The organism is Natrinema sp. H-ect4, assembly GCF_041894845.1.
Lineage (GTDB): Archaea > Halobacteriota > Halobacteria > Halobacteriales > Natrialbaceae > Natrinema.
In genome coordinates this window covers 85,124-104,390 of the sequence record NZ_JBHDYC010000016.1, presented here as the reverse complement: position 1 = coordinate 104,390, position 19,267 = coordinate 85,124, and the positions used below count along the sequence as shown (strand labels likewise).

Genomic DNA, 19,267 nt, shown 5'->3' with positions numbered 1-19,267 from the left:
CACTCGTGCCACCGCCGGTGATTCCGTGTTCGGCCGGCTCGAGCCCGGTCGCGACCGTCGCCCAGACCTCCGGCGTGTACGGGACCGACTGCGTGTTCGCGAACGTCTCGATCTCGCCGCCGGACTCGAGGCGGACGGCCTCGAGGTCGAAGTGGTCGACCAGTCCGGCGTCGAGCGCGTCGAGTGCCAGTACAACGACCGTCATACGTATCCGAGATCCTCCAGATCTTCCTGCAGCGCGTCCTCCTTGACCACGTAGGCGGGATCGAACCGCTCGAGTTCCCCCTCGAGACTGGGGTCGTCCACCGGTTCGCCGTCCGCGAGTCGATACGTTCCCTCCTCCGTCGCGATGCGGTCGGCGGTCATCGCGGCCTTTCGATCCCCGTAGGCGGCGAAGGCGATTTCGCGCTCGAGCGTCCCCTGGCGGTGTTCGACGCCAGTCAGGATCGTTGGGACGTCGATCAGGGAGACGACCTCGCCGAGGTCGGGCGCGTTCCGCGTCCCGAACGGGACATTCAGCAGTTCGGGGCGCATCTCGCCGGGGTGGCCCCACAGCCCGTCCTCGCCGAGGAGTTCGCCGTGATCGCCGCAGAAGACGACGCGAGTGTCCTCGGGGATCGCGTTCCAGAGGGACTCGAGGGTCGCGTCGAGTTCGGCGACCTCCTGCCGGTAGAGCTCTCGAACGAGGGCTGCATCAGCCTCGGAGCCGCGATCCGAGAGCACGCGGCGAGTGATCCGCTGTGCCTCCGCCCGGTCGATATCCGCGCCGTCGGGGTCGTAGGGATGGTGGGGTTCCATGAAGTGCAGCCAGCCGAACCACTTCTCGCAGCCGTCAATTTCGGATCGAAACTGGTCGACGACGTCGTCCGCGGGCCGGAACGACTTCTCGGTCTCGTCGACGTAACTCCGGAGTTGCTGGTATCGGTTGTAGCCCCAGCTGGCGATTTTGTAGGGAAGCGAACCGCGCTCGAGCACGATCGCCCCCTTGTCTTTCAGCGACTCGCCGCCGCCTTTCGGCGACGTGAACGAGTCGAACCCGGTCGCGTAGTCGTACTCCGCGGACAACAGGTGATTCGTCGTGATTCCGACGCAGTGGGCGTCGAACTCGTGGGCGACGCTCGCCGTCGGCTCGAGACCGTTGCCGGCCGGATACTCCCCGCCGATGATCGCCGGGAAGCTGCCCGGCGTCGCGGTGCTCGTGGCGAAGGCAGCGTCGTGAGTATCGTCCAGAAATGCCAGGGTCCGGGGCATAAACTGCACGTGATCGGTTCGAAGCGAGTCAACTGTGACTAACAGGGTCGTATCCGTCGTGTTGTCGGTCATAGATATCCCAGATCCTCGAGTCGCGCGCGGCTCGCCGCGTCGACCTCCTCGGCGAACGCCCCCTCATCGTGCTCGTCGCCGGTCACCCACTCGCCGAAGGCGGACTCGAAGAGACCATCTGGAACCATCTCGTCGGGTCGCTCGACCTGTTTCGACGGCGGCCCAGAAACGTCGTACACCGCCTCGGTGCCGAGCTGGTCGCGGTAGTACTTCCGGTCGCCCCGATAGATCACCCGCTGTCCCCGGTCCCAGTACGATTCGTCCCCACCCTCCGGAATGCCAGAGCCGGAGCCGACGATCTCGGCTCGAGCGCGCTCGCGTTCGAACGCGAACGGATCGAACGGCTCCTCGCTCGCGAGCGCCCGAATCACGCCCCCAAGGTCGGCGTGGGAACTGAGGCCGTCCACGTCGACAGGAGTCTCTTCCGCGACCTCAAGGGCGCGGTCGCTCGTGGGGACGACATCGAACGGAACGTGCAACAGCCCCTCCGAGAGGCTGCTCATATGGTTCATGAGGTAGCCGTCGGATTCGTAGCCGAGGTTTTCACCGTGGTCCGCCGTCACGATCAGGATCGACTCGCGGTCGTCGCCTGTCTCCAGTGCCCGCACGAGGTCGGCGACGAGCCGGTCGAGGTAGTCGACGGTCGCGGCGTACAGTCGGCGGACGCGCTCGACGGACGGTTCGAACTCGCCGAGACCGTCCGCGGCGTTCACGTCCGAGTCCCGGAACGAACTCGAGTGGAACGCCGCGGAAACGCCGTGAATCGAGTCGTCCAACCCGCGAAACGGGGTGTGGGGGCCGTGGGCGTCCATGAGGTTGGCAAAGGCTAGCACCGGCCCGTCGGATTCGGTGACCTCGCGCTCGAGGGCTCGAGTGATCGACCGACCGCCGAAGTCGGTCGGCTTCTCGATCGGCAGCTTCCGACTCACGTCGTCCAGTTTGAGGAGGACGCCGTTGGCCAGCGATTGCAGCGGATAGTCGTGGTCGAGGGCTTGGCGGATGAAACCGGCGTAGGCCTCCATGCCCTCGGTCGATCGATCGGAAATGTGTCGCTGAACGTCCATCCCCGCGGGCAGCCTACGACTCGGCGAGACGGGGACCGTCCGGTCGAAAAAGCGGTCGAACCCGAAGACGGGACTGGCGTAGATGTTCGACGTGACGCAGACCGATTCGTATCCCGCCCTCGAGAGGGGCGCGATCCAGGTGTCCGCGACGTCGATCGGGTCGAACCGGCGCTGGTGAGCGTGGACGCCCGTTTCCGACGGGATCGAGCCCGTCAGCAGCCCGGCGTGGCTCGGGACGCTCCAGCCCGCGAGCGCCCGCATCCCCTCGAAGCGGACGGACGCCAGTTCCCGTAACCGGGTCGCGTATCGGTCGTAGACGTCCTTTCTGACGGTGTCGAGACAGACGACGACGATGTTCGGTCGGTCCGGTCGGTCGGCCCCGGTCATGCGAATTGCGCGAGTGCGGCGCTGAATCGGTCGCCCTGATTCGATTCGGTCAGGTCGGTCACGAGGCTTCGCTGCTCGCGACCGACGGCTCGGCGCTCCCCCGGAGCCCGCTCGAAGATGGCAAATATACCTTCGAGCAGGGCCGCCTCGGTCGGCGGAACGACCTGTCGAGACGGCAGTAACTCCCGAACGCCGGTCGCGTCGGTAACCATCGTCGGCGTCCCCGAGAGGATCCCCTCGAGCGCCGCGACGGGAAACGCGTCGCCCCGCGACGACTGGACGTAGACGCTCGCGCGGTCGAACCAGTCGGCGAAGGTATCCAGATCGACGAACCCGGGCGTGATCACGTGTGATCTGTCCGCGTACGCTTCCGCCTCGTGCCCCTCACCGAGGACGACCAGTCGAACGTCGGCGTCGACGGTCCCGGCGAATCGTCTGACCGCTCGGGTCAATCGATCGTACCCGTTGGCCGGTTTGGCCTCGCCCGCCGAGAGGATCGTGAACGGATCCTGCGGCGAGTTCGGCGAGAGCGACGCGAGTCGCTCGTACTTCTCGTCGGCGATCGGCGGCCGGACGTACGCGACCGGGACATCGCCGATGTACGGCCGCGCCCAGCGGTAGACATCGTGACCGACCGCGATCACGCCGTCCAGCAGCCGGCTCGAGAGGGGTCTGAGACCGCGCCAGAGGTGTCGCGTCGGCCGCTCGGAAAGGGTGTAAAACGTCTCGTCGGCGGCGAGATAGACGAGAGTCGTTCCCGGCCGCCGCAGTTTGTACGCGAGTCCGGTCTGGAGCGGCGCGCTCCCCTCCGCGATGACGGTATCGTACGCCGGCAACGTCTCCGCGGTCCGGAGCCGATCGATGGTCCGCTCGGTGTTTCCGTTCGGTTCGGGCGCTCGAGCGCCGGTCTCGAAGTGGCGACGTTCGGCGTTCACGGCGTCGGCAAAGACGCGGTGTGCGGGGTGTGCGTCGCTGTTCTGATAGAGCAAACACCGGTCGCTCGTCGCAGCGCGCCGCGGACGCGGCGTCTCCGTCCCCGTCTGACCCACTGAATCACTGTCTCGACTAGCACCGCTCGACTCGCCGCCTCGACCGCGAGCGGTCGTGCTCGCCGTCATCGATCCGTCGCCTCCTCGAGATCGGGGGGTTCGTCGGCGTCGTCGACCGGCTGTGATGCCTCCTCGGTGCGCTGCTGGCCCGCGGTTCGTCTCGCTTCGGTCGGGCGCTCCGGCTGCCGCTGTGCTTTGCGTTCCGGTGTCTCGATGTCGGCGGCAGCCGTTTGCTCGACGATGTCGCGAAGCCCCTCGGCGAACCGATCGTACTCGTATCGCCTCGCAGCCGCCCGAATCTCCGTCGAATCGTAGTCGTCGGAATCGAACCGCCGAACCGCGTCCCGGATCGACGCGACCGTCGGCTCGAAGAGCAATCCCGTTCGACCGCCCCGTACCTGGTACCGCGTGAATCCCTCGTTCACGCCGAGCAGCGGCTTGCCGGACATCATGGCCTCGGCCCCGACGAGGCCGAAGTCCTCCTGTTTGGGGGCGTAGACGACCGCGGTTGCCTGCGCGACGAGCGATTCGATGTCCTCGACGTACCCCCGAACCTCGATGTTGTCGTAGTTCGACGCGAACGCCTCGAGCGCCTCGCGCTGCTCCCCGTCGCCGGCGATCACGAGCCGCTCGTCGAGCCCGGCGAAGGCCTTCGCGATCAGGTCGATCCGTTTCTCGGGGGCGAGTCGGGACCAGGTGACGAAGTAGCCCTCGTCGCCGTCGTTGCGCCAGTCGCCGGTCACCGGCGGGTAGACGACCGTGGCGTCGCGGTCGTAGAACCGCCGAATCCGATCACGGACGAGTTCGCTGTTCGCGACGAAGCGGTCAACGTAGTCGTTCGCCTCTTTGTCCAGTGCCCGCCACCCCTTCGCGTAGGCCTTGATCCCCGTCTCGACGAACGGATACTCGAACGAGGAGAGTCGATCGCGATAGAGGTCGTACAGCCACCGCGGCGGGCTGTGGGGATAGTGGACGATCCGCTGACCGACATCGGGGACGTAGTACTTCGACAGCGGCGCGCTCTCGAGGATCACGTCGTACGCCGCGAGATCCGGGTGGGCGTCGGTCATATCGAGCGCGACGTTGAGCGTCTCGAGGGGGTTCATTCCCTCGTTTTTCCACTCGAGGAAGGGCCGCCACGGCAGCGAGGTGTACTTGGCCTGCCGGAACGGGATCACGTCGACGTCGTCCGGGATGTCGGTCCCCTCGGCGACGTAGGCGGTATAGATCGGTGCGTCGAGCACCCGGGCGGCCTCGAGTGCGAACTCCTCGCCGCCGCCGATTCCGGGGAAGCGATCGTGGAGGATCGCGACGTCCGTCACTGCAACACCTCCCGAAGTTCCTCGTCGGGCGACCAGGTGCCGTCGTGGCTTGTTTCGTCGCCGGCGGCGCGGGCGCGAAGGAGCGAGACGCTCGCCCGAAGGAGCGAGATCTGAGTGTCGAACAGGGAGTACAGCGGCTGGATCGGCCCGAGCGCATCGCGCGAGCCCAGCGCCGTAAAGGCGAGAACGCCGGCCGGAGTCGCCAGCCCGAACGGCCCGGCGACCGCCAGCGACCCGATCGTGGCCACGGCGATTCCGGTGGCGACGAGCCACGGAGAGACGACCATGAACCACCAGTTGAAGGGCAGGACGATGCGGCCGTAGGCCCCGTGGCGGCCGAGCGCGTCGCGCTGTCGCCACAGCAATCGGAGGAGCCCCATCGCACGGCGGTCCTTTTGCTCCCGGCGCTTACTGAATTCGGAGTGAGCGGCCTCCCTGTAGTGGATATCGGGATCGAAGACGACCCGGTCCCCGTTTCGCCGGATTTTGAGCGCGAGTTCGGTGTCGTCGGCGATCGAGTCATCGTCGATCGGGACGATCGCGTCGCGCTCGAACGCCGAGAACGGGCCGTGGAAGATCAGCGTCGAGTCGATGTGGGACTCGAGGATCTGGATCATCGTCTGGATGTCGCGATACCCCTGTTCGACCTCGCTATCGCCGATGACCTCGGCGTTGCGGCCGGTCACCGCTCCCACGTCGGGATCGGCAAGGTTCGCAACCGCCGTTCGAACCGCGTCGGGTGCGAGCCGCGAGTCGCAGTCAGTCTTGACGACGACCTCGTTCGCCGCGGCGGCGTAGGCCTGATTCAAGGCGGTCGCCAGTCCTCGTCGCTCGTCCTCCCGGATGAGCGTCAGCTTCGGCTCCTGACGGCCGGCGAAGAAGGTCTCCACCAGCTCGGCCGTCCCGTCGTCGCTCGAGTCGACGACGACGATCTCCACGTTCTCCATGGGGTAGTCGAGTTCGACCAGTTCCTCGAGTTTCGACTCGACGATGGCGGCCTCGTTGTACGTCGGGAGGACGATACTCACCGATGGCTCTCGAGGCCACGTGTCGGCGGGCGTCCCCGTTGGCCGCCGGACGTAGTACACGACGAGGTAGATCAGATACGGGAGGCCCGTCAGTGCGATCAGACCGAACAGGGCCTCGAGGAGACGTTTCATGCGAATGTACATATACACTCTATATTCCACGGTAAAACCGGTCTCCTTGCATTATACAAGATGGAAATGGTTAATGTATTCAGTCTATGAACGTCATGGCGTAGAGAATGTCATCTCGCGCTGTAATCCAACAGACCGTATAAGCGATTACTGCGAAGAAATCGGCCATACGGTGGGGACGAAACGTGCTACTTGATCCAACGCACTCGAGCGGTATCGATCGGACCGGTGGCTTTTTCCACCCGGTCGGTCATTTCCGAGTACGCGATAAACGGTCGTGAACCTCATCACAGTTCCGTTACGCATGCCACATTCGATATACTTTTACGGGACTACGGTATAGATGCGTGTATGTCAGTGCTAGCAGAGTCCGCCGTCGGGCACGACGAACTCGCCGTGCTCAAACTCCTCGCGCTCGAGGGCGGACTCGAGGGCGACGTCAAGATCTCCTGTTCTCACCTTGCGGAGCGCCTCGACGCGTCGAACCAGACCGCCTCGCGACGACTCCAGCGCCTCGAGAGCGCCGACTTGCTCGAGCGCGACACCGTCAGCGACGGCCAGTGGGTCGCGATCACGGAGACCGGGGAGCGAGCGCTCCACGCCGAGTACGAGGATTACCGTCGCATCTTCGAGACGGACTCCCAGATCGGCCTCGAGGGGACCGTCACCAGCGGGATGGGCGAAGGTCGCCACTACATCTCGCTGTCGGGCTACCAACGCCAGTTCGAGGAGCGACTCGGCTACGAGCCCTTCCCCGGCACGCTGAACGTCGACCTCCGCGAGGACAGCGTCCGCCGGCGCAGCGCCATGGCCTCGCTCGAGCCCGTCCCAATCGACGGCTGGGAGTCCGACGAGCGGACCTACGGCCCCGCCGTCTGCTACCCCGCGACGATCGAGACCGCCGACGGCGAGACCTACGAGAACGCCTACACCATCGCCCCCGAACGCACCCACCACGACGACGACCAACTCGAGGTCATTGCCCCCGAAAAACTCCGGGAGGAACTCTCCCTCGAGGACGGCGATCACGTCACCGTCTCCGTGGGGGATCGCGAATGACGGGCCACCACGCCGGACCGCAGTCGAACGCCGATAGCGGGACGAACGCCGATGCCGGGGCGAACTCGAGCGTCGACCCGTCCGCGAACTCGTTTGAGCACGCCCTCGAGTCGCTCCGGGCGGGCGAGCCGATTCTCGTCCACGACGCGGCCGACCGCGAGGGCGAGACGGACCTGATCTACCACGCCGATAGCGTGACACCCAAGGCCGTCACCCGATTGCGAAACGACGCTGGCGGCCTGGTCTGCGTCGCGCTCGGCCACGATATCGCGGAGGCGTTCGACCTCCCCTTCTACTCGGACGTGATCGATCACCCCGCGACGGCCGACCACGAACTCGGCTACGACGACCGATCGTCGTTCTCACTGACGGTCAACCACCGGGACACCTATACCGGGATCACCGACGACGATCGCTCGACGACCATCCGGGCGCTCGGCGACGCTGCCGCTGCACCCGAGAAAACAGAGTTCGCCACGGAGTTCCGGGTCCCCGGCCACGTTCACCTGCTCAAGGCCGCGCCGGACCTGCTCGCCCAGCGCGAGGGCCACACGGAACTCGGGGTCGCCCTGGCCGAGACCGCCGATCTCTCGCCCGCCGTCGTCGTCTGCGAGATGCTCGACGACGAAACTGGCGAGGCCCTCTCGCCCGCCGATGCGCGCGCCTACGCGGACCGACACGGCTTCGCCTACCTCGAGGGGCGCGAGGTTCTCGAGCGAATGGAGTAGCGGCCGGAGTCGTAGAACGCGTACTAGTACCGAAGCAGACGCGATGCAGACGTGCGAACACCCGCCTACAACCGGTCTCTACTGCACCGACGTGCGTATTTTGCACCCGATTCGGTCCGATTTGAAAACAGTAGGACACGTTTATTGCTCTCTATGTGGGCCTTGCTAGCATGGCTGAATCCCGGTTAACACCAGCGATCGATCTGGACGGTATTCCCCCGGACGAGGCCTTCACCATCCTGGGCAACGAGATCCGGTTGGACATCATCCGCGTGCTCTGGCACACCGATGCCGCCCACGAATACGACGACGTCTCCGATACCGCCGAGACGATATCGTTCTCGGCGCTGCGTCGTCGGGTCGACGTCGACGACAACGGGAAATTCAACTATCACCTCTCGCAACTGGCTCCCCACTTCGTTCGGCAAACCGACGACGGGTACCGATTGAGCAGTGCCGGCAAGCAGATTGCCAGAACCGTGATCGCCGTCTCGGGAGCGGAAGAACTCGACTTCTCCGCCGATCTCGAGCAGGACTGTCCGCTGTGTGACGCGCCCATGACGGCGACCTACGAGGACCAGTGGCTTCGGATCAGTTGTACCGACTGTGACGGGATGTTCGGCGACAAAGCGCCACGGGACTCGGTCTTCTTTTCGAACTACCCGGCTGCAGGCCTGACGGATCGGACCCCCGACGAGGCGCTCGCAACCGGATTCTACCGGTGTATGTTGGATATCGCCTCCATGATGCGCGACGTCTGTCGGGAGTGTGCGGGCTCCATCTCGTCGTCGGTTTCGGTCTGTGAGACACACCGGGTTCGGGAGGGGAAACCGTGTCCGCACTGTGGGACGCGATTCCCCGTTTGGGCCGAACAGCGGTGTGATACCTGCGGGTTCGCCAAGAACTTGCCCGTCGAACCGTTCGTCATGAGTCTCACCCCCGTGATTGGATTCCTCGACGGCCAGGGAATCGACGTGCTCGCTCCCTCCTTCGACGAAGTCATTGACTTGCTTCAGACCCGCTTCGAGACGGCCATCACGGAGGATCCGTTCCGCATAACCGTGACGATCGAAGGCGAGGCGACGACACTCACCGTTTCAGTGGACGACAGCATGAACGTCGTCGATCTCGACGAACAGCCGTCGATCTGATATCGGGACCCCGCTGGTTTCCGACCCGGTCGGAGGGAATACGAGCCCACCGGTCGGGTCCGTGAACGGAATTTCACTAGAATCAGCTAGAGAAATGTAATTCTCCTTATGTATAAGTACGATCCCGTCGTAGCCCTAGCTGGTCATGTCAGAACAAGACCTAATCGACTTCGGTATCTGGCGCGAGATGGACGAAGACCTCACCACCGAGGAAGCAAAACAGGAGGCGCTCGCGGCGTCTCAGCGGGCGATCGCAGAACTCAGCGAGGAAGATGTCGAGGTGGAGTGGGTCCGCACCGACGTGCTGGCAGACACGGACGACGACACCGACTGCGCGTACTGTCACTACCGCGCCCCGAGCGAGGAAGCCATCGCGGAGCACTCCGAGCGCGCGGGTCTCCCGGTGACTGAACTCACGCGCCTCGACGACCAATTCGATCGAAACGACCTCGAATAGTCACCAACAATGGCAGAATTGAAAACAATAAGCCTCGACGAACTCGAGCTTGTCGGAGTGACGCAATCGGAATCGGAGATGGACGTGAGCGTGAACTTCCCGTTCACACCGGCGTTCCCGGCGACGACCGGGATGGAACTCGAGGGCGGCCACACCGTCGTCTACTTCGAGATCGAACCCGGGAAGGAACTCGGGACCCACACGGACAGCCCCGAGGAACTCATCATCTGTCTCGACGGCGACGAAGTCGAGGCCTGGGCCGGGGGCGCAACGGGAGTGATCAGTGCCGGCGACCTGGCAGTGATTCCGCCGATGGCTCCCCACGGGTTCCGTAATACCGGTTCCGTGACGGCCCGGTTCCTGGGCGTCTTCTCGGATAGTACCACCGTCTCCGAGTTCGAAGCGGACCTCGAACCGTTCGGGGAACGAACCGTCAAGGCGTAGCGCGTTTCGACCGATCCCAACCGAATCGAGAACTGAGACAATGACATCGAGACAAAAAACGAGAGGGCACATCGACGGCATCGATCGACGACTGTTCCTGAAGACGACGGCTGTACTGGCGGGTGGAACGCTCGTGACCGGAGCAGCCAGCGGATCGCAGCGCGACTCAGCCCCGCCGGAACTCCCGAAGTCGGCGAACCACGACGTCCACTGGGGTGAATCGGATGCGGATGGGGGCGTCCGGACGTACGCGACCACCGACCGGGACGAGCGACTCTCGTCGCTGGGCGTTCACGTCGGTGGCGACGCGCTGATGGCCTTCGACGAGGAGGAGCGCGCAGCACACCTCCACTTCCCGGACGAAACGGACGACGGGGCCGAGATCGACCGCCATCAGTTCACCCACATGGGATTCCACTACAACCCCCAGGGCCATCCACCGCCGGCCATCTACGACGTTCCCCACTTCGATTTCCACTTCTACATGCTGGCCGAAGACGTCGTCGAGGGGATCAGTGGCGGGCCGCTCGAGTCCACGCCGCACCCCTTCGTCGGCCTGGCAGACTACGACGTTCCCGCTGACCAGTTCCCGCAGGGGCACGTGTTCGAGGAGCATCGGCTCATCGTCGAGGGGATGGGGGAACACCTGCTCGACGAGACGGCTCCGGAGTTCCGGGGTGAAGCGTTCACTCACACGAACGTCTACGGCGCGTACGATCCGAGTATCGACCCGGAGCAGCCCGCCGACACCGAGGTAATAGAGCTAGAGGGTGAACGCGTCGAACTCCCAGTCTACGAAGGGGATGGTGACGGAAGGGTCCACTTCGTCGAGCCGATGGTTACGACCGACTTCCTTCGCAACGACCTCGAGGAAGAGACGGTAATCGACATCGCGACGCCGGGAGTGTACTTCGAGGCGGACGACTACCCGACGGCGTACGCGTTGATGCCGGACGGCAACGGCGGCGCGTACGTCTCTCTCCGCGAGTTCGAGGAGTTCTCCGGACCGGACCAGTAGCCCGGCCGCCGGGCTACGCAGGCCGCCGACCATATTTTGCGCAAACGGTGACCTCATCGACTCGAGGGGCCCAGTTCGCCGCTCGGAGATTTCGCCAACGGTCCCGGACCGGCTGTTCGATCGCGTTACTCGACTGGTCGACGGCGTGCTCGAGAACGCGTCCGGATCGCGGTGATCGCCGGCACAGTCGCTGGAGGGGAGCTGTGATCGCCGGCACTCGACTGAGCGGCGTTCGGCGGGCCTCTCCCTCGATCCCCGACGGTTCGCTTCCGAAAACCGCGAACACTTAGTACGGTGGCTTGCAACACTCCCAATCATGGGATTCGACGAGATGGACGTCGACACGATCTGGCTGGACGGTGAGTTCGTCGACTGGGACGACGCGCAGATCCACGTGCTTACACACGGGCTCCACTACGGATCGGGCGTCTTCGAGGGCGCGCGCTGTTACGACACCGACAACGGACCGGCGCTCTTTCGCTGGGAGGAACACCTCGAGCGCCTGTTTCAGTCCACCAAGCCCTACGAGATGGAGATCGATTTCACGAAAGACGAGCTCACCGAGGCGACGAAAGCGCTCATCAAGCGCCAGGAGCTCCCCTCCTGTTATATCCGACCGATCGCCTTCTACGGCTACAACTCGCTGGGCGTCAGTCCCAAGGATTGCCCCACCCGAACGGCCGTCGCCGTCTGGCCGTGGGGGGCCTACCTCGGCGAGGACGCCCTCGAGAACGGCATCGACGTGATGATCTCCTCGTGGCGGAAACACGCCTCAAGCCAGATTCCGACGAACGCGAAGACCACCGGTCTCTACGTCAACAGCATGCTCGCTGGCGAGGAAGCGCGCCGGAACGGCTACGCGGAAGCGATCGTCCTCAACAAGGAGGGAAACGTCGCGGAGGGCCCCGGCGAGAACGTCTTCCTCGTGCGCGACGGCGAACTCTACACACCCGGTCTCTCGGAGTCGATCCTCGACGGTATCACTCGAGACTCCGTCATTCGGATCGCGGAGGATCTGGGGTACACCGTCCACGACAACGTCTCGATTTCGCGCGGCGAACTCAACACGGCCGACGAGTTGTTCTTCACCGGCTCCGCGGCCGAAGTGACGCCCATCCGGAAAGTCGACAACGTCGTCATCGGAAACGGCTCCCGCGGCCCGGTTACCGAGGAAATCCAGCAGAAGTTCTTCGAGATCGTCGAGGAAGGCTCCGCGGAGTACGACGAGTGGTTCGAGTACGTCGACGTGTAAGGAGAGCTAATTCTCGACAGCGAACGCGTCTGATCGATCTCGAGATAGCGACTTCAGAACGAAGTGAATCGGATTCTTCTCCCGGTCTGTCTTCTCCCGGTCTGTACAGATTGCGTGCTGTGGCCGGGAGCGCGCCTCGAGTATTACGAGAGGCGCACGACTCGGGGAAGGGCAGGCCATCAACCGACTCTCACCGCGGGCGAGGCCGAAGGTCGAGCGAGCGGGCCGACGACTGACTTGGAGCGAGAGAAACGAGCGGAAAGGAAGGAGGAGTGCTTTTGATCGACCTTTTGCCGAGCGAACGACCGACGGGAGTGAGCGCAGAGCAAAAGGTCGGTGTTAGTCGTCGTCGGCGCGGTCGGCTTCGCCACGGTCGGTTCCGGCGCGGTCGGTTCCGGCGCGGTCGGATTCGTTCGCTTTCGCGTCGTCGATAACGTCGATGGAGATGCCGGCGTCCATGCCCCGGTGGTTGGCATCGCCGAAGCCGGCGCTCAGGACGCGAGTAAGCGCGTCCTCGACATCTTCATCGAGTTCGGTGATCTCGTCGGATTCGACTTCGACGACGTAGCCGGTCGTGATGTTCGGCGAGGTCGGCAAGAAGAGCACCTCGCGGCCGTCGCCGGTCACCTTTCCGGTCTTGAACGCCGTCATCCGTAGCCCCTCCCAGGTCTCGATCTTGACCGGTTTCTGGAGCGAATCCTGCTCGCCGAAGGCCGTCTCGGCGGCCATCTTCGAGGCGTTGTAGACGACGCGGATCACTGGAACGCGGTTCGCGATGTTGTCGACCAGCCGTTCGACCAGCCCACCGACGGTCGTCCGCATGAGATAGCCAACGGAAAACGTGAGAATGACGAAGACGGTCAGCGCGACGATTACGCGAAGGAACTGCGCGAGTTGCTCGCGCGTCTGGGCGGCCTGATCGCTCGAGCCGGGAATAAGCGGCGTGAGCGCGCCGGAATCGAGAATGAGACCGGGCGTCAGCCCGGCAACGAGTCCGTAGAGCCAGTAGATCGCGTAGAGCGTGACGAGGATGGGACCGAGGACGACGAGCCCGCTCGCGAAATCCCGCTTCCACGAAGCCATGTGCTGGATCTCACACTACTGGCTAATGAGCCCTTCCCTTTGTCGTATCCCCCCGCTGTCAGCGCCGGCGGCAGCGTCGGCCGACGGATCAAATTTCAAGCCGTCGGCCTGCAAAGCAACGCACATGAGTCTCGAGCAGGAGTCCACGGATCAGGAGGCCGATCCGCTGGATCCGTTCCGGCAGTTCTTCGCGCTCGAGCGGGACGTGCTCGTCCTCTCGGTGGCGATGTTCGCGTTCAGTCTCGGCTTCCAGATGACGAGCCGATACATGGCCGAGTACATGTCGGCGCTGGGCGCGTCCGTGTTCGTCGTCGGGCTGTTCGGGACGTTCGGGAACGTTATCAGCGCCGTCTACCCCTATCCGGGCGGGGCGATTTCCGATCGAGTCGGCTCGCGGTACGCCCTGACGGCGTTTGGCCTGTGCTCGACGCTCGGCTTCGGTCTCTGGCTCGGTGCGCCCGCGCTCGCCGGCGTCTCGATCGGCTCCACCTCTCTGGCCATCGTCGCGATCTTCGTCGGATTGGCACTCTCGCAGGCCTGGAAGTCGTTCGGCCTCGGGGCGACGTTCGCCATCGTCAAGCAATCGGTGTCGCCCTCGAAACTGGCCGCCGGCTTCGCGAGCACCGAGACGTTCCGCCGAACCGCCTTCCTCGTCGGCCCGCTGCTCGCCGCCGCGCTCTTCTATCCGTTCGGCTCGAGCGACGGCGAGATCGTGACCGCGTTTCAGCTCATCCTGCTCGTCGCCGTCGTCTTCGGCGTCTTCGGGACCGTCGTCCAGCACGTCCTTTATCGGTCTGCGGACGACGATTTCGGCACGGAGTTCGAGGGAGCGTCACGGCTCATCGCCGACCTCCGGGCGATGCCCGACGAGCTTCGACCCCTGCTCGTGGGCGATACCCTCGTCCGGTTCGCGAACGGGATGGTCTACGTCTTCTTCGTCCTCGTCGTGACGCGGTTTCTCGAGGTCGGTCTCTCCGTTTCCCTGCCGGCCGTCGGCGCGGTCGACCTCTCGCCACAGTCGTACTTCGGGATCCTGCTGGGGATCGAAATGGTGGTCGCCCTGGTGACGATGATTCCGGTCGCGAAGGCAGCCGAACGCGTCGGCCTCAAACCGGTAGTCGCGCTCGGGTTCGCGGTCTATGCTATCTTCCCGATCGTGCTGATCAACGCGCCCGAAGACGCGGCGGTCCTCGCGGCCCTCTTTGCGTTCTCCGGGCTGCGGTTTGCGGGGCTGCCCGCTCATAAGGCGTTGATCGTCGGCCCCGCCGAACGGGGTGTCGGCGGCCGGGTGACCGGCGCGTACTACCTCCTGCGAAACCTGATCGTCATCCCCAGCGCGGCGCTGGGCGGACTGCTGTGGGACGGGTTCTCGAACCCGCTGACCGGTGCCGAAGTGTTCGCCGGCGATCCGACGGTCGCGTTCACCATCGCGACGGGAATCGGGCTCATCGGTACCGCGTACTTCCTAGTGTTTGGCAAGGAGTTCGAGGCCTATCAGTAGTTACGCAGCGTCGAAAAGTACATCAATTTCGCTACCGGGCCTATTCGTTATCTCATCCGTTGCCGGGATCTGCTCGAGCGGTCGACTCGCTCGATAGAGGGACGCTACGTATCACGCCGAACCGGCCAACCGTCTGCGGTGGCGCGCGCTGTGCCGCAGTGAATGTCAATGAACTGTGGCACGAAACTGCGCGAGGGATGAGCGAACGAACGTATGTGAGTGAGCGAATCGGTTGGGGAGGGTGAGGCAATTCCCTGTTGCCACGATAGCAGGGCACTTCTTCGCACGTATCTCCAGCAGACTCCACTGCTCCACTCACACGCCTACGCATCGAACGCTCACTTCGGGTAGCGACAGTTCGTTAGAGGAAAAACCGATAGTAGTACGGACTGACGAACCCCTCGATAATCGCGGCGATCGCCAGCAGGATTCCGATCCCGATCAGCACCCAGAACGCCCGCTCGAGCGCATCCGCGAAAGCCGTCCGGCTCGCGCGACCCCGCCACGTCCGCCACGCGGTGACGCCGACGGACACTCCCAACGCGCCCGCGATCAGAATCGCCGGGATCTCGAGAACACCGTGGGGAACGACGAAGGCGGCGAGTTCCAGCGGAGCGACCTCGAGGCGGGCCATGATCCCGAGGAAGACGCCGTTGAACAGCAGCGACACGATCGCCGGGACCGCGAGCGCGACTCCGGCGTAGGCCGTCGTGAGCGCGACGAACCAGTTGTTGCCGAACAGATTGGCCGCCATCGTCGGCGGGAAGATGCCCTCGAGGCGAGCCGCGATCGACGCGTCAAACGTCCCGACATAGGGTCCGGCGGCGGCCCACCCCATCCAGAATCCGAGAAGACCAAGGCCGAGGACGAACGCGTGCGTCCCGGGCCGCGCCCGGACGAACGACACCATTTCGCGCCAGCCGCGGCGGAGTCCGGCCCGGACCCCGTCCCGAAGGGATCGCGTCCGTGGCTCCGGCGGATTCAATCGGTCCCGATAGCCGCAGTAGACGGCGGACTTGAGTAGATCGAGGGCCGGCATCGCGACCAGCGCGGAGACCAGCGAGCCGACGGTGACGACGTCAACGAGCGAGAACAGTCCGGTGAGCGTCGACAGTCCGACTAGCATCCCGATCGCGATCACGTAGTAAAAGGCCGCCTCCACCGGTTGCGCGCGAATGAACCCCGCGGCGCTCCGCAGCGATCCGAACACGCCCGCATCGTCGACGACGATCGCAACCGGCGCGAAGGCGAACAACGCGCGAACGACGAGCAGGACGACGAACGCGACGAGTACACCGAGCAAGACCACGGGGAGAGCGAGTGCCGCGGACCCCGTCGCAAGCGAGACGATGCCGCCGAACAGCGCTGCTCCAATGCCGATGGCACCGAGTACCGCCACCCAGCACAGCGACTCGAGGAGGAACAGGCCGAGAAACCGAAGCCAGTAGCGGCGAACGCCGTCGATCCCGGCGACGAGACCCCGCTCGCCCCGGAGCCGGCCGTAACAGGCCGCGAGCTGGCCGGCAGCGACGACGGCGGACAGCACTGCGAACAGGACGACGCTCACGACGATCGCCACGAGGGCGAGGGCGACCAGCGACGGCGTCACCAGTTGCTCGAAGATCGGCTCGAGGCCGGTGGCCCACGCGTCGAACGCCTCGGGATCGGCGTCGGGACTCGGCGGCGGATCGAGTTCGACGAGGTGTGTTCGGATCGACTCGAGACGTCCGGACCTCGAGAGGAAGAGATACGCGATGCCGATCGCGAGAAACGGAACGACGCGGACGATCGCGGGAATCGCGACGCCGAGCAGGTACAGGGGCAAGAGATCACCCGGGCGACGACGGAAGACGGCGACGACGGCGGCGACGAAATCTGACAGAGCCATACCCGACAGTTGAACGGCGTATCAGTTAAATGAACGCTCTCGGCGGCCGTGAACTGTAACCGATCGATGCTGCGTCGCAGTAGCTGTCGCGAAGTCGATAGCGATCCTGGCACCTGTCGCGCTGTCGGTGATGATCCGGGCACCTGTCGCGCTGCCGGTGGCGATCCTGGCAACTGACGACTCAGTATTTACATCCCTCGTCGCCGTACGGTCGTGTATGGTCACCACAATCTCGCCAGAACGGCTCGCAGAGTTGCAAGACGAGAACGCCGATTTCGCGCTCGTCGATACCCGTCCCGAAGACAGCTACGAGTCCTGGCACATCGCGGGTGCGCTCCACTTTCCGTTCGGTCCCGAGGAGGAACTGGACGGCCGACTCGAGGACCTCGAGACCGTCGTCGGTGACGCCGACCGCGTCATCACCGTCTGTGCGAAGGGGCTCTCTTCGGGCAACCTTGCGACGCGCCTCGAGTCGGCGACCGACGAGTACGAGGTGGCGGCCGTCGACGGCGGGATGAAGGGCTGGAGCGGGGTCTACAACCGAGTTGAGATCGATGCCGGTGACGGGCTGACGATCGTCCAGATTCAGCGACGCGCGAAAGGCTGTCTGGGCTACGTCGTCGGCTGTGCGGAGACGGGCGAGGCCGTCGTCGTCGATCCGACCGCGGACACCGACGAGTACGCGGCCGCGGCCGAGGAGGCCGGTCTGACCGTTACCGGCGTGATCGACACGCACGTGCACGCCGACCACATTTCCGGTGGTCGCGATCTGGCGAACGATCTCGAGGTGCCGTACTACCTCAGCGAGCGCGCGAGCGAGCGCGACGTCGAACGGGAGTACACGCCGCTCGAGCGCAACGAGGTACTCTCGGTCGGCGAGCGCGAGGTCAAGGCTGTCTCCGCGCCGGGACACACCAGCGAGATGATCAACCTGCTTGTGGACGACGCGGCGCTGCTGACCGCTGACACGCTCCACGTCGATTCGACGGGGCGGACGGAACTCGAGTTCAGCGAGGACGAAGGGGAGAGAGGGGCTCGAATGCTCTACGAGACGCTTCACCGGACGATTCTGGCCGAACCCGAAAGCGTCGTTGTTCTTCCGGGACACGTGACGGTCACCGCCGACGGCGAGTTCGAACACGGTGCACCCGGCGAGCCGATCCGGACGATGATCCGCGAGGCTCGGACGGAGATCGACCTGCTCGGACTCGAGGAGGACGAGTTCGTCGAGCGCATGGCCGACGCCGGCGAGACGCCCTCGAACTACGAGGTGATCATCGACTACAACCGCGGCGTCCGCGAACTGCCGCCCGAGGAACGCGTCGAACTCGAGTTGGGTCCGAACAACTGTTCGGCGTGAGTCGAGCGAGTTCCGCGCGACCCGCTGGCTGAACGTCGCGTCAGCCTACCGCTTCGCGCCGGCGACGCCGCTGCCGATCGCCGCGCCGCAGTCGTTGCACGCGACGAGATAGAATCGCTTCGACGCCGCAAAGAAGCCGGTCGTGGCGTCCATTTCGACGAACTCGACGTCGGTCTTCTCCGAGAGGGTCGCGTCGCATTCGGGGCAGTGGACCATACGCGCAGTTATGATAGCGGTACTATATGTCTTGTCCTCACACTGCGCCGCCTCCGGCCCCACCGGCTTTCGCGCCGGCGACGCCGCTGCCGATCGTCGCACCACAGGCGGCACAGGACGCCGTATAGAAGCGCTTGGACGCCGTGAGAAACCCCATCTCCGCGTCGGTTTCTGTGAAGTCGATGTCGGCGGCCTCGGCGAGGGTCGTTCCGCAGTCAGGGCAGTGGACCATAGCGATCGAATGTGGTGCCTGCCTGAAATTTGTTGCCCACGTTCCACACCGGCGACTCGACCACCGCGAACTCGATCACCGCGAGTACGTCTCGAGGCGGCGGATCTCTCCCGCGGACAGGTCGAAGAAGTCAGCGAACTCGAACAACGTCGCTCCGTCATCGATCACGCGACCGCGAACCGCGACCCGGTCGGCCTCAGCGATCACCGACTCGAGGTCGTGGTCCGTGTCCGGATTCGGTCGCTTCCCGCGCATGAATTTGATGAACTCGTCGCGGTCCTCGAACGTCCGGTCGGGCCGGTGCTGGACGAACTCGGGCGAGAGGAGCGCCTCGAGCGTCTCGTAATCGTGCTCATCGAGCGTGTCGTAGTATCGACGGACGAGAGCGGCCGAATCCATACCCGACGTTTCGGTGCGACCGACAAAAGTGTGCGACTCTATGGGCGGCTGAGCCGAGGCGAACGTGTGACGTGACCACCGGACCCCCGTCGCTGTCGCTCGGGACTTTCGTGGCAATGGAGGGTGTCATAGAACTCTTCTCACATCGTGATGATCGTGCTTCCCGGATCGTCT

Annotated in this window: 19 protein-coding genes and 1 pseudogene; 9 read left to right on the top strand and 11 right to left on the bottom strand. The window is 64.7% G+C overall.

The window, feature by feature from the left end:
- The 6 genes and pseudogenes from ACEWFR_RS18685 to ACEWFR_RS18660 form a co-directional block, all read right to left on the bottom strand.
- A pseudogene (locus ACEWFR_RS18685) lies at positions 1-205 on the bottom strand (hypothetical protein); the annotation flags it as partial.
- Positions 202-1,323 (bottom strand): sulfatase-like hydrolase/transferase, encoded by a 1,122-nt coding sequence (locus ACEWFR_RS18680; RefSeq protein WP_374062472.1) that lies wholly within the window; start codon positions 1,321-1,323, stop codon positions 202-204. The pseudogene ACEWFR_RS18685 and the gene ACEWFR_RS18680, both read right to left, overlap by 4 nt.
- Positions 1,320-2,774 carry a sulfatase-like hydrolase/transferase gene (locus tag ACEWFR_RS18675; RefSeq protein WP_374062471.1) on the bottom strand — a complete coding sequence of 485 codons (1,455 nt, stop codon included), beginning with the start codon at positions 2,772-2,774 and terminating at the stop codon, positions 1,320-1,322. The genes ACEWFR_RS18680 and ACEWFR_RS18675 overlap by 4 nt, the downstream gene beginning before the upstream one ends.
- Complete coding sequence (locus ACEWFR_RS18670; protein ID WP_374062470.1) at positions 2,771-3,892, bottom strand: glycosyltransferase family 4 protein; 1,122 nt, start codon at positions 3,890-3,892, stop codon at positions 2,771-2,773. The genes ACEWFR_RS18675 and ACEWFR_RS18670 overlap by 4 nt, the downstream gene beginning before the upstream one ends.
- The gene (locus ACEWFR_RS18665; protein ID WP_374062469.1) at positions 3,889-5,145 is read right to left on the bottom strand and encodes a glycosyltransferase; all 1,257 of its coding nucleotides are present in this window, start codon (positions 5,143-5,145) and stop codon (positions 3,889-3,891) included. The genes ACEWFR_RS18670 and ACEWFR_RS18665 overlap by 4 nt, the downstream gene beginning before the upstream one ends.
- Complete coding sequence (locus tag ACEWFR_RS18660; RefSeq protein ID WP_374062468.1) at positions 5,142-6,305, bottom strand: glycosyltransferase; 1,164 nt, start codon at positions 6,303-6,305, stop codon at positions 5,142-5,144. The genes ACEWFR_RS18665 and ACEWFR_RS18660 overlap by 4 nt, the downstream gene beginning before the upstream one ends.
- A gap of 351 nt (positions 6,306-6,656) precedes the next feature.
- Between ACEWFR_RS18660 and ACEWFR_RS18655 the strand changes: the two genes are divergently transcribed.
- The 7 genes from ACEWFR_RS18655 to ACEWFR_RS18625 all read left to right on the top strand — a co-directional run bounded on the left by ACEWFR_RS18655 (position 6,657) and on the right by ACEWFR_RS18625 (position 12,414).
- The gene (locus ACEWFR_RS18655; RefSeq protein WP_226038807.1) at positions 6,657-7,364 is read left to right on the top strand and encodes a CTP-dependent riboflavin kinase; all 708 of its coding nucleotides are present in this window, start codon (positions 6,657-6,659) and stop codon (positions 7,362-7,364) included.
- Entirely contained in the window at positions 7,361-8,092 is a 732-nt protein-coding gene (gene ribB / locus ACEWFR_RS18650; protein WP_374062467.1) for a 3,4-dihydroxy-2-butanone-4-phosphate synthase, read from the top strand. Before ACEWFR_RS18655 ends, ribB begins: the two co-directional genes overlap by 4 nt.
- 170 nt (positions 8,093-8,262) lie before the next feature.
- Positions 8,263-9,243: an ArsR family transcriptional regulator gene (locus ACEWFR_RS18645; RefSeq protein WP_374062466.1), complete on the top strand. Its 981-nt coding sequence runs from the start codon at positions 8,263-8,265 to the stop codon at positions 9,241-9,243.
- A gap of 145 nt (positions 9,244-9,388) precedes the next feature.
- Positions 9,389-9,700 (top strand): nickel-binding protein, encoded by a 312-nt coding sequence (locus tag ACEWFR_RS18640; RefSeq protein WP_226038810.1) that lies wholly within the window; start codon positions 9,389-9,391, stop codon positions 9,698-9,700.
- Positions 9,701-9,709: 9 nt separating this feature from the next.
- Positions 9,710-10,144: a cupin domain-containing protein gene (locus tag ACEWFR_RS18635; RefSeq protein WP_374062465.1), complete on the top strand. Its 435-nt coding sequence runs from the start codon at positions 9,710-9,712 to the stop codon at positions 10,142-10,144.
- Between the two features lie 40 nt (positions 10,145-10,184).
- Positions 10,185-11,162 carry a hypothetical protein gene (locus ACEWFR_RS18630; protein WP_374062464.1) on the top strand — a complete coding sequence of 326 codons (978 nt, stop codon included), beginning with the start codon at positions 10,185-10,187 and terminating at the stop codon, positions 11,160-11,162.
- A 316-nt stretch (positions 11,163-11,478) separates the two neighbouring features.
- Positions 11,479-12,414 carry a branched-chain amino acid transaminase gene (locus tag ACEWFR_RS18625; RefSeq protein ID WP_374062463.1) on the top strand — a complete coding sequence of 312 codons (936 nt, stop codon included), beginning with the start codon at positions 11,479-11,481 and terminating at the stop codon, positions 12,412-12,414.
- 339 nt (positions 12,415-12,753) lie between these two features.
- Here ACEWFR_RS18625 and ACEWFR_RS18620 read toward each other — a convergent pair whose 3' ends face one another.
- Positions 12,754-13,497 carry a DUF502 domain-containing protein gene (locus tag ACEWFR_RS18620; protein WP_374062462.1) on the bottom strand — a complete coding sequence of 248 codons (744 nt, stop codon included), beginning with the start codon at positions 13,495-13,497 and terminating at the stop codon, positions 12,754-12,756.
- A 124-nt stretch (positions 13,498-13,621) separates the two neighbouring features.
- Between ACEWFR_RS18620 and ACEWFR_RS18615 the strand changes: the two genes are divergently transcribed.
- On the top strand, positions 13,622-14,998 hold the full coding sequence (locus ACEWFR_RS18615) for an MFS transporter (RefSeq protein WP_374062461.1): 1,377 nt from the start codon (positions 13,622-13,624) through the stop codon (positions 14,996-14,998).
- 361 nt (positions 14,999-15,359) lie between these two features.
- On the opposite strand, the gene ACEWFR_RS18610 is transcribed toward ACEWFR_RS18615, so the two are convergent.
- On the bottom strand, positions 15,360-16,886 hold the full coding sequence (locus ACEWFR_RS18610) for a stage II sporulation protein M (protein ID WP_374062460.1): 1,527 nt from the start codon (positions 16,884-16,886) through the stop codon (positions 15,360-15,362).
- A gap of 217 nt (positions 16,887-17,103) precedes the next feature.
- Between ACEWFR_RS18610 and ACEWFR_RS18605 the strand changes: the two genes are divergently transcribed.
- Positions 17,104-18,246 carry a rhodanese-like domain-containing protein gene (locus tag ACEWFR_RS18605; protein WP_374062459.1) on the top strand — a complete coding sequence of 381 codons (1,143 nt, stop codon included), beginning with the start codon at positions 17,104-17,106 and terminating at the stop codon, positions 18,244-18,246.
- Positions 18,247-18,291: 45 nt separating this feature from the next.
- Here ACEWFR_RS18605 and ACEWFR_RS18600 read toward each other — a convergent pair whose 3' ends face one another.
- The 3 genes from ACEWFR_RS18600 to ACEWFR_RS18590 form a co-directional block, all read right to left on the bottom strand.
- Positions 18,292-18,462, bottom strand: a complete 171-nt coding sequence (locus ACEWFR_RS18600; protein WP_006431146.1) for a hypothetical protein — start codon at positions 18,460-18,462, stop codon at positions 18,292-18,294.
- Positions 18,463-18,499: 37 nt separating this feature from the next.
- Entirely contained in the window at positions 18,500-18,694 is a 195-nt protein-coding gene (locus ACEWFR_RS18595) for a hypothetical protein (RefSeq protein WP_374062458.1), read from the bottom strand.
- Between the two features lie 75 nt (positions 18,695-18,769).
- Entirely contained in the window at positions 18,770-19,093 is a 324-nt protein-coding gene (locus tag ACEWFR_RS18590; protein WP_374062457.1) for a nuclear transport factor 2 family protein, read from the bottom strand.
- Positions 19,094-19,267 lie beyond the last annotated feature (174 nt).

Coding starts and splice junctions, on each gene's coding strand:
- ACEWFR_RS18680 (WP_374062472.1), bottom strand. CDS start 1,323: ATGACCGACAACACGACGGATACGACCCTGTTAGTCACAGTTGACTCG.
- ACEWFR_RS18675 (WP_374062471.1), bottom strand. CDS start 2,774: ATGACCGGGGCCGACCGACCGGACCGACCGAACATCGTCGTCGTCTGT.
- ACEWFR_RS18670 (WP_374062470.1), bottom strand. CDS start 3,892: ATGACGGCGAGCACGACCGCTCGCGGTCGAGGCGGCGAGTCGAGCGGT.
- ACEWFR_RS18660 (WP_374062468.1), bottom strand. CDS start 6,305: ATGAAACGTCTCCTCGAGGCCCTGTTCGGTCTGATCGCACTGACGGGC.
- ACEWFR_RS18655 (WP_226038807.1), top strand. CDS start 6,657: ATGTCAGTGCTAGCAGAGTCCGCCGTCGGGCACGACGAACTCGCCGTG.
- ribB (WP_374062467.1), top strand. CDS start 7,361: ATGACGGGCCACCACGCCGGACCGCAGTCGAACGCCGATAGCGGGACG.
- ACEWFR_RS18645 (WP_374062466.1), top strand. CDS start 8,263: ATGGCTGAATCCCGGTTAACACCAGCGATCGATCTGGACGGTATTCCC.
- ACEWFR_RS18640 (WP_226038810.1), top strand. CDS start 9,389: ATGTCAGAACAAGACCTAATCGACTTCGGTATCTGGCGCGAGATGGAC.
- ACEWFR_RS18635 (WP_374062465.1), top strand. CDS start 9,710: ATGGCAGAATTGAAAACAATAAGCCTCGACGAACTCGAGCTTGTCGGA.
- ACEWFR_RS18630 (WP_374062464.1), top strand. CDS start 10,185: ATGACATCGAGACAAAAAACGAGAGGGCACATCGACGGCATCGATCGA.
- ACEWFR_RS18625 (WP_374062463.1), top strand. CDS start 11,479: ATGGGATTCGACGAGATGGACGTCGACACGATCTGGCTGGACGGTGAG.
- ACEWFR_RS18620 (WP_374062462.1), bottom strand. CDS start 13,497: ATGGCTTCGTGGAAGCGGGATTTCGCGAGCGGGCTCGTCGTCCTCGGT.
- ACEWFR_RS18615 (WP_374062461.1), top strand. CDS start 13,622: ATGAGTCTCGAGCAGGAGTCCACGGATCAGGAGGCCGATCCGCTGGAT.
- ACEWFR_RS18610 (WP_374062460.1), bottom strand. CDS start 16,886: ATGGCTCTGTCAGATTTCGTCGCCGCCGTCGTCGCCGTCTTCCGTCGT.
- ACEWFR_RS18605 (WP_374062459.1), top strand. CDS start 17,104: ATGGTCACCACAATCTCGCCAGAACGGCTCGCAGAGTTGCAAGACGAG.
- ACEWFR_RS18600 (WP_006431146.1), bottom strand. CDS start 18,462: ATGGTCCACTGCCCCGAATGCGACGCGACCCTCTCGGAGAAGACCGAC.
- ACEWFR_RS18595 (WP_374062458.1), bottom strand. CDS start 18,694: ATGGTCCACTGCCCTGACTGCGGAACGACCCTCGCCGAGGCCGCCGAC.
- ACEWFR_RS18590 (WP_374062457.1), bottom strand. CDS start 19,093: ATGGATTCGGCCGCTCTCGTCCGTCGATACTACGACACGCTCGATGAG.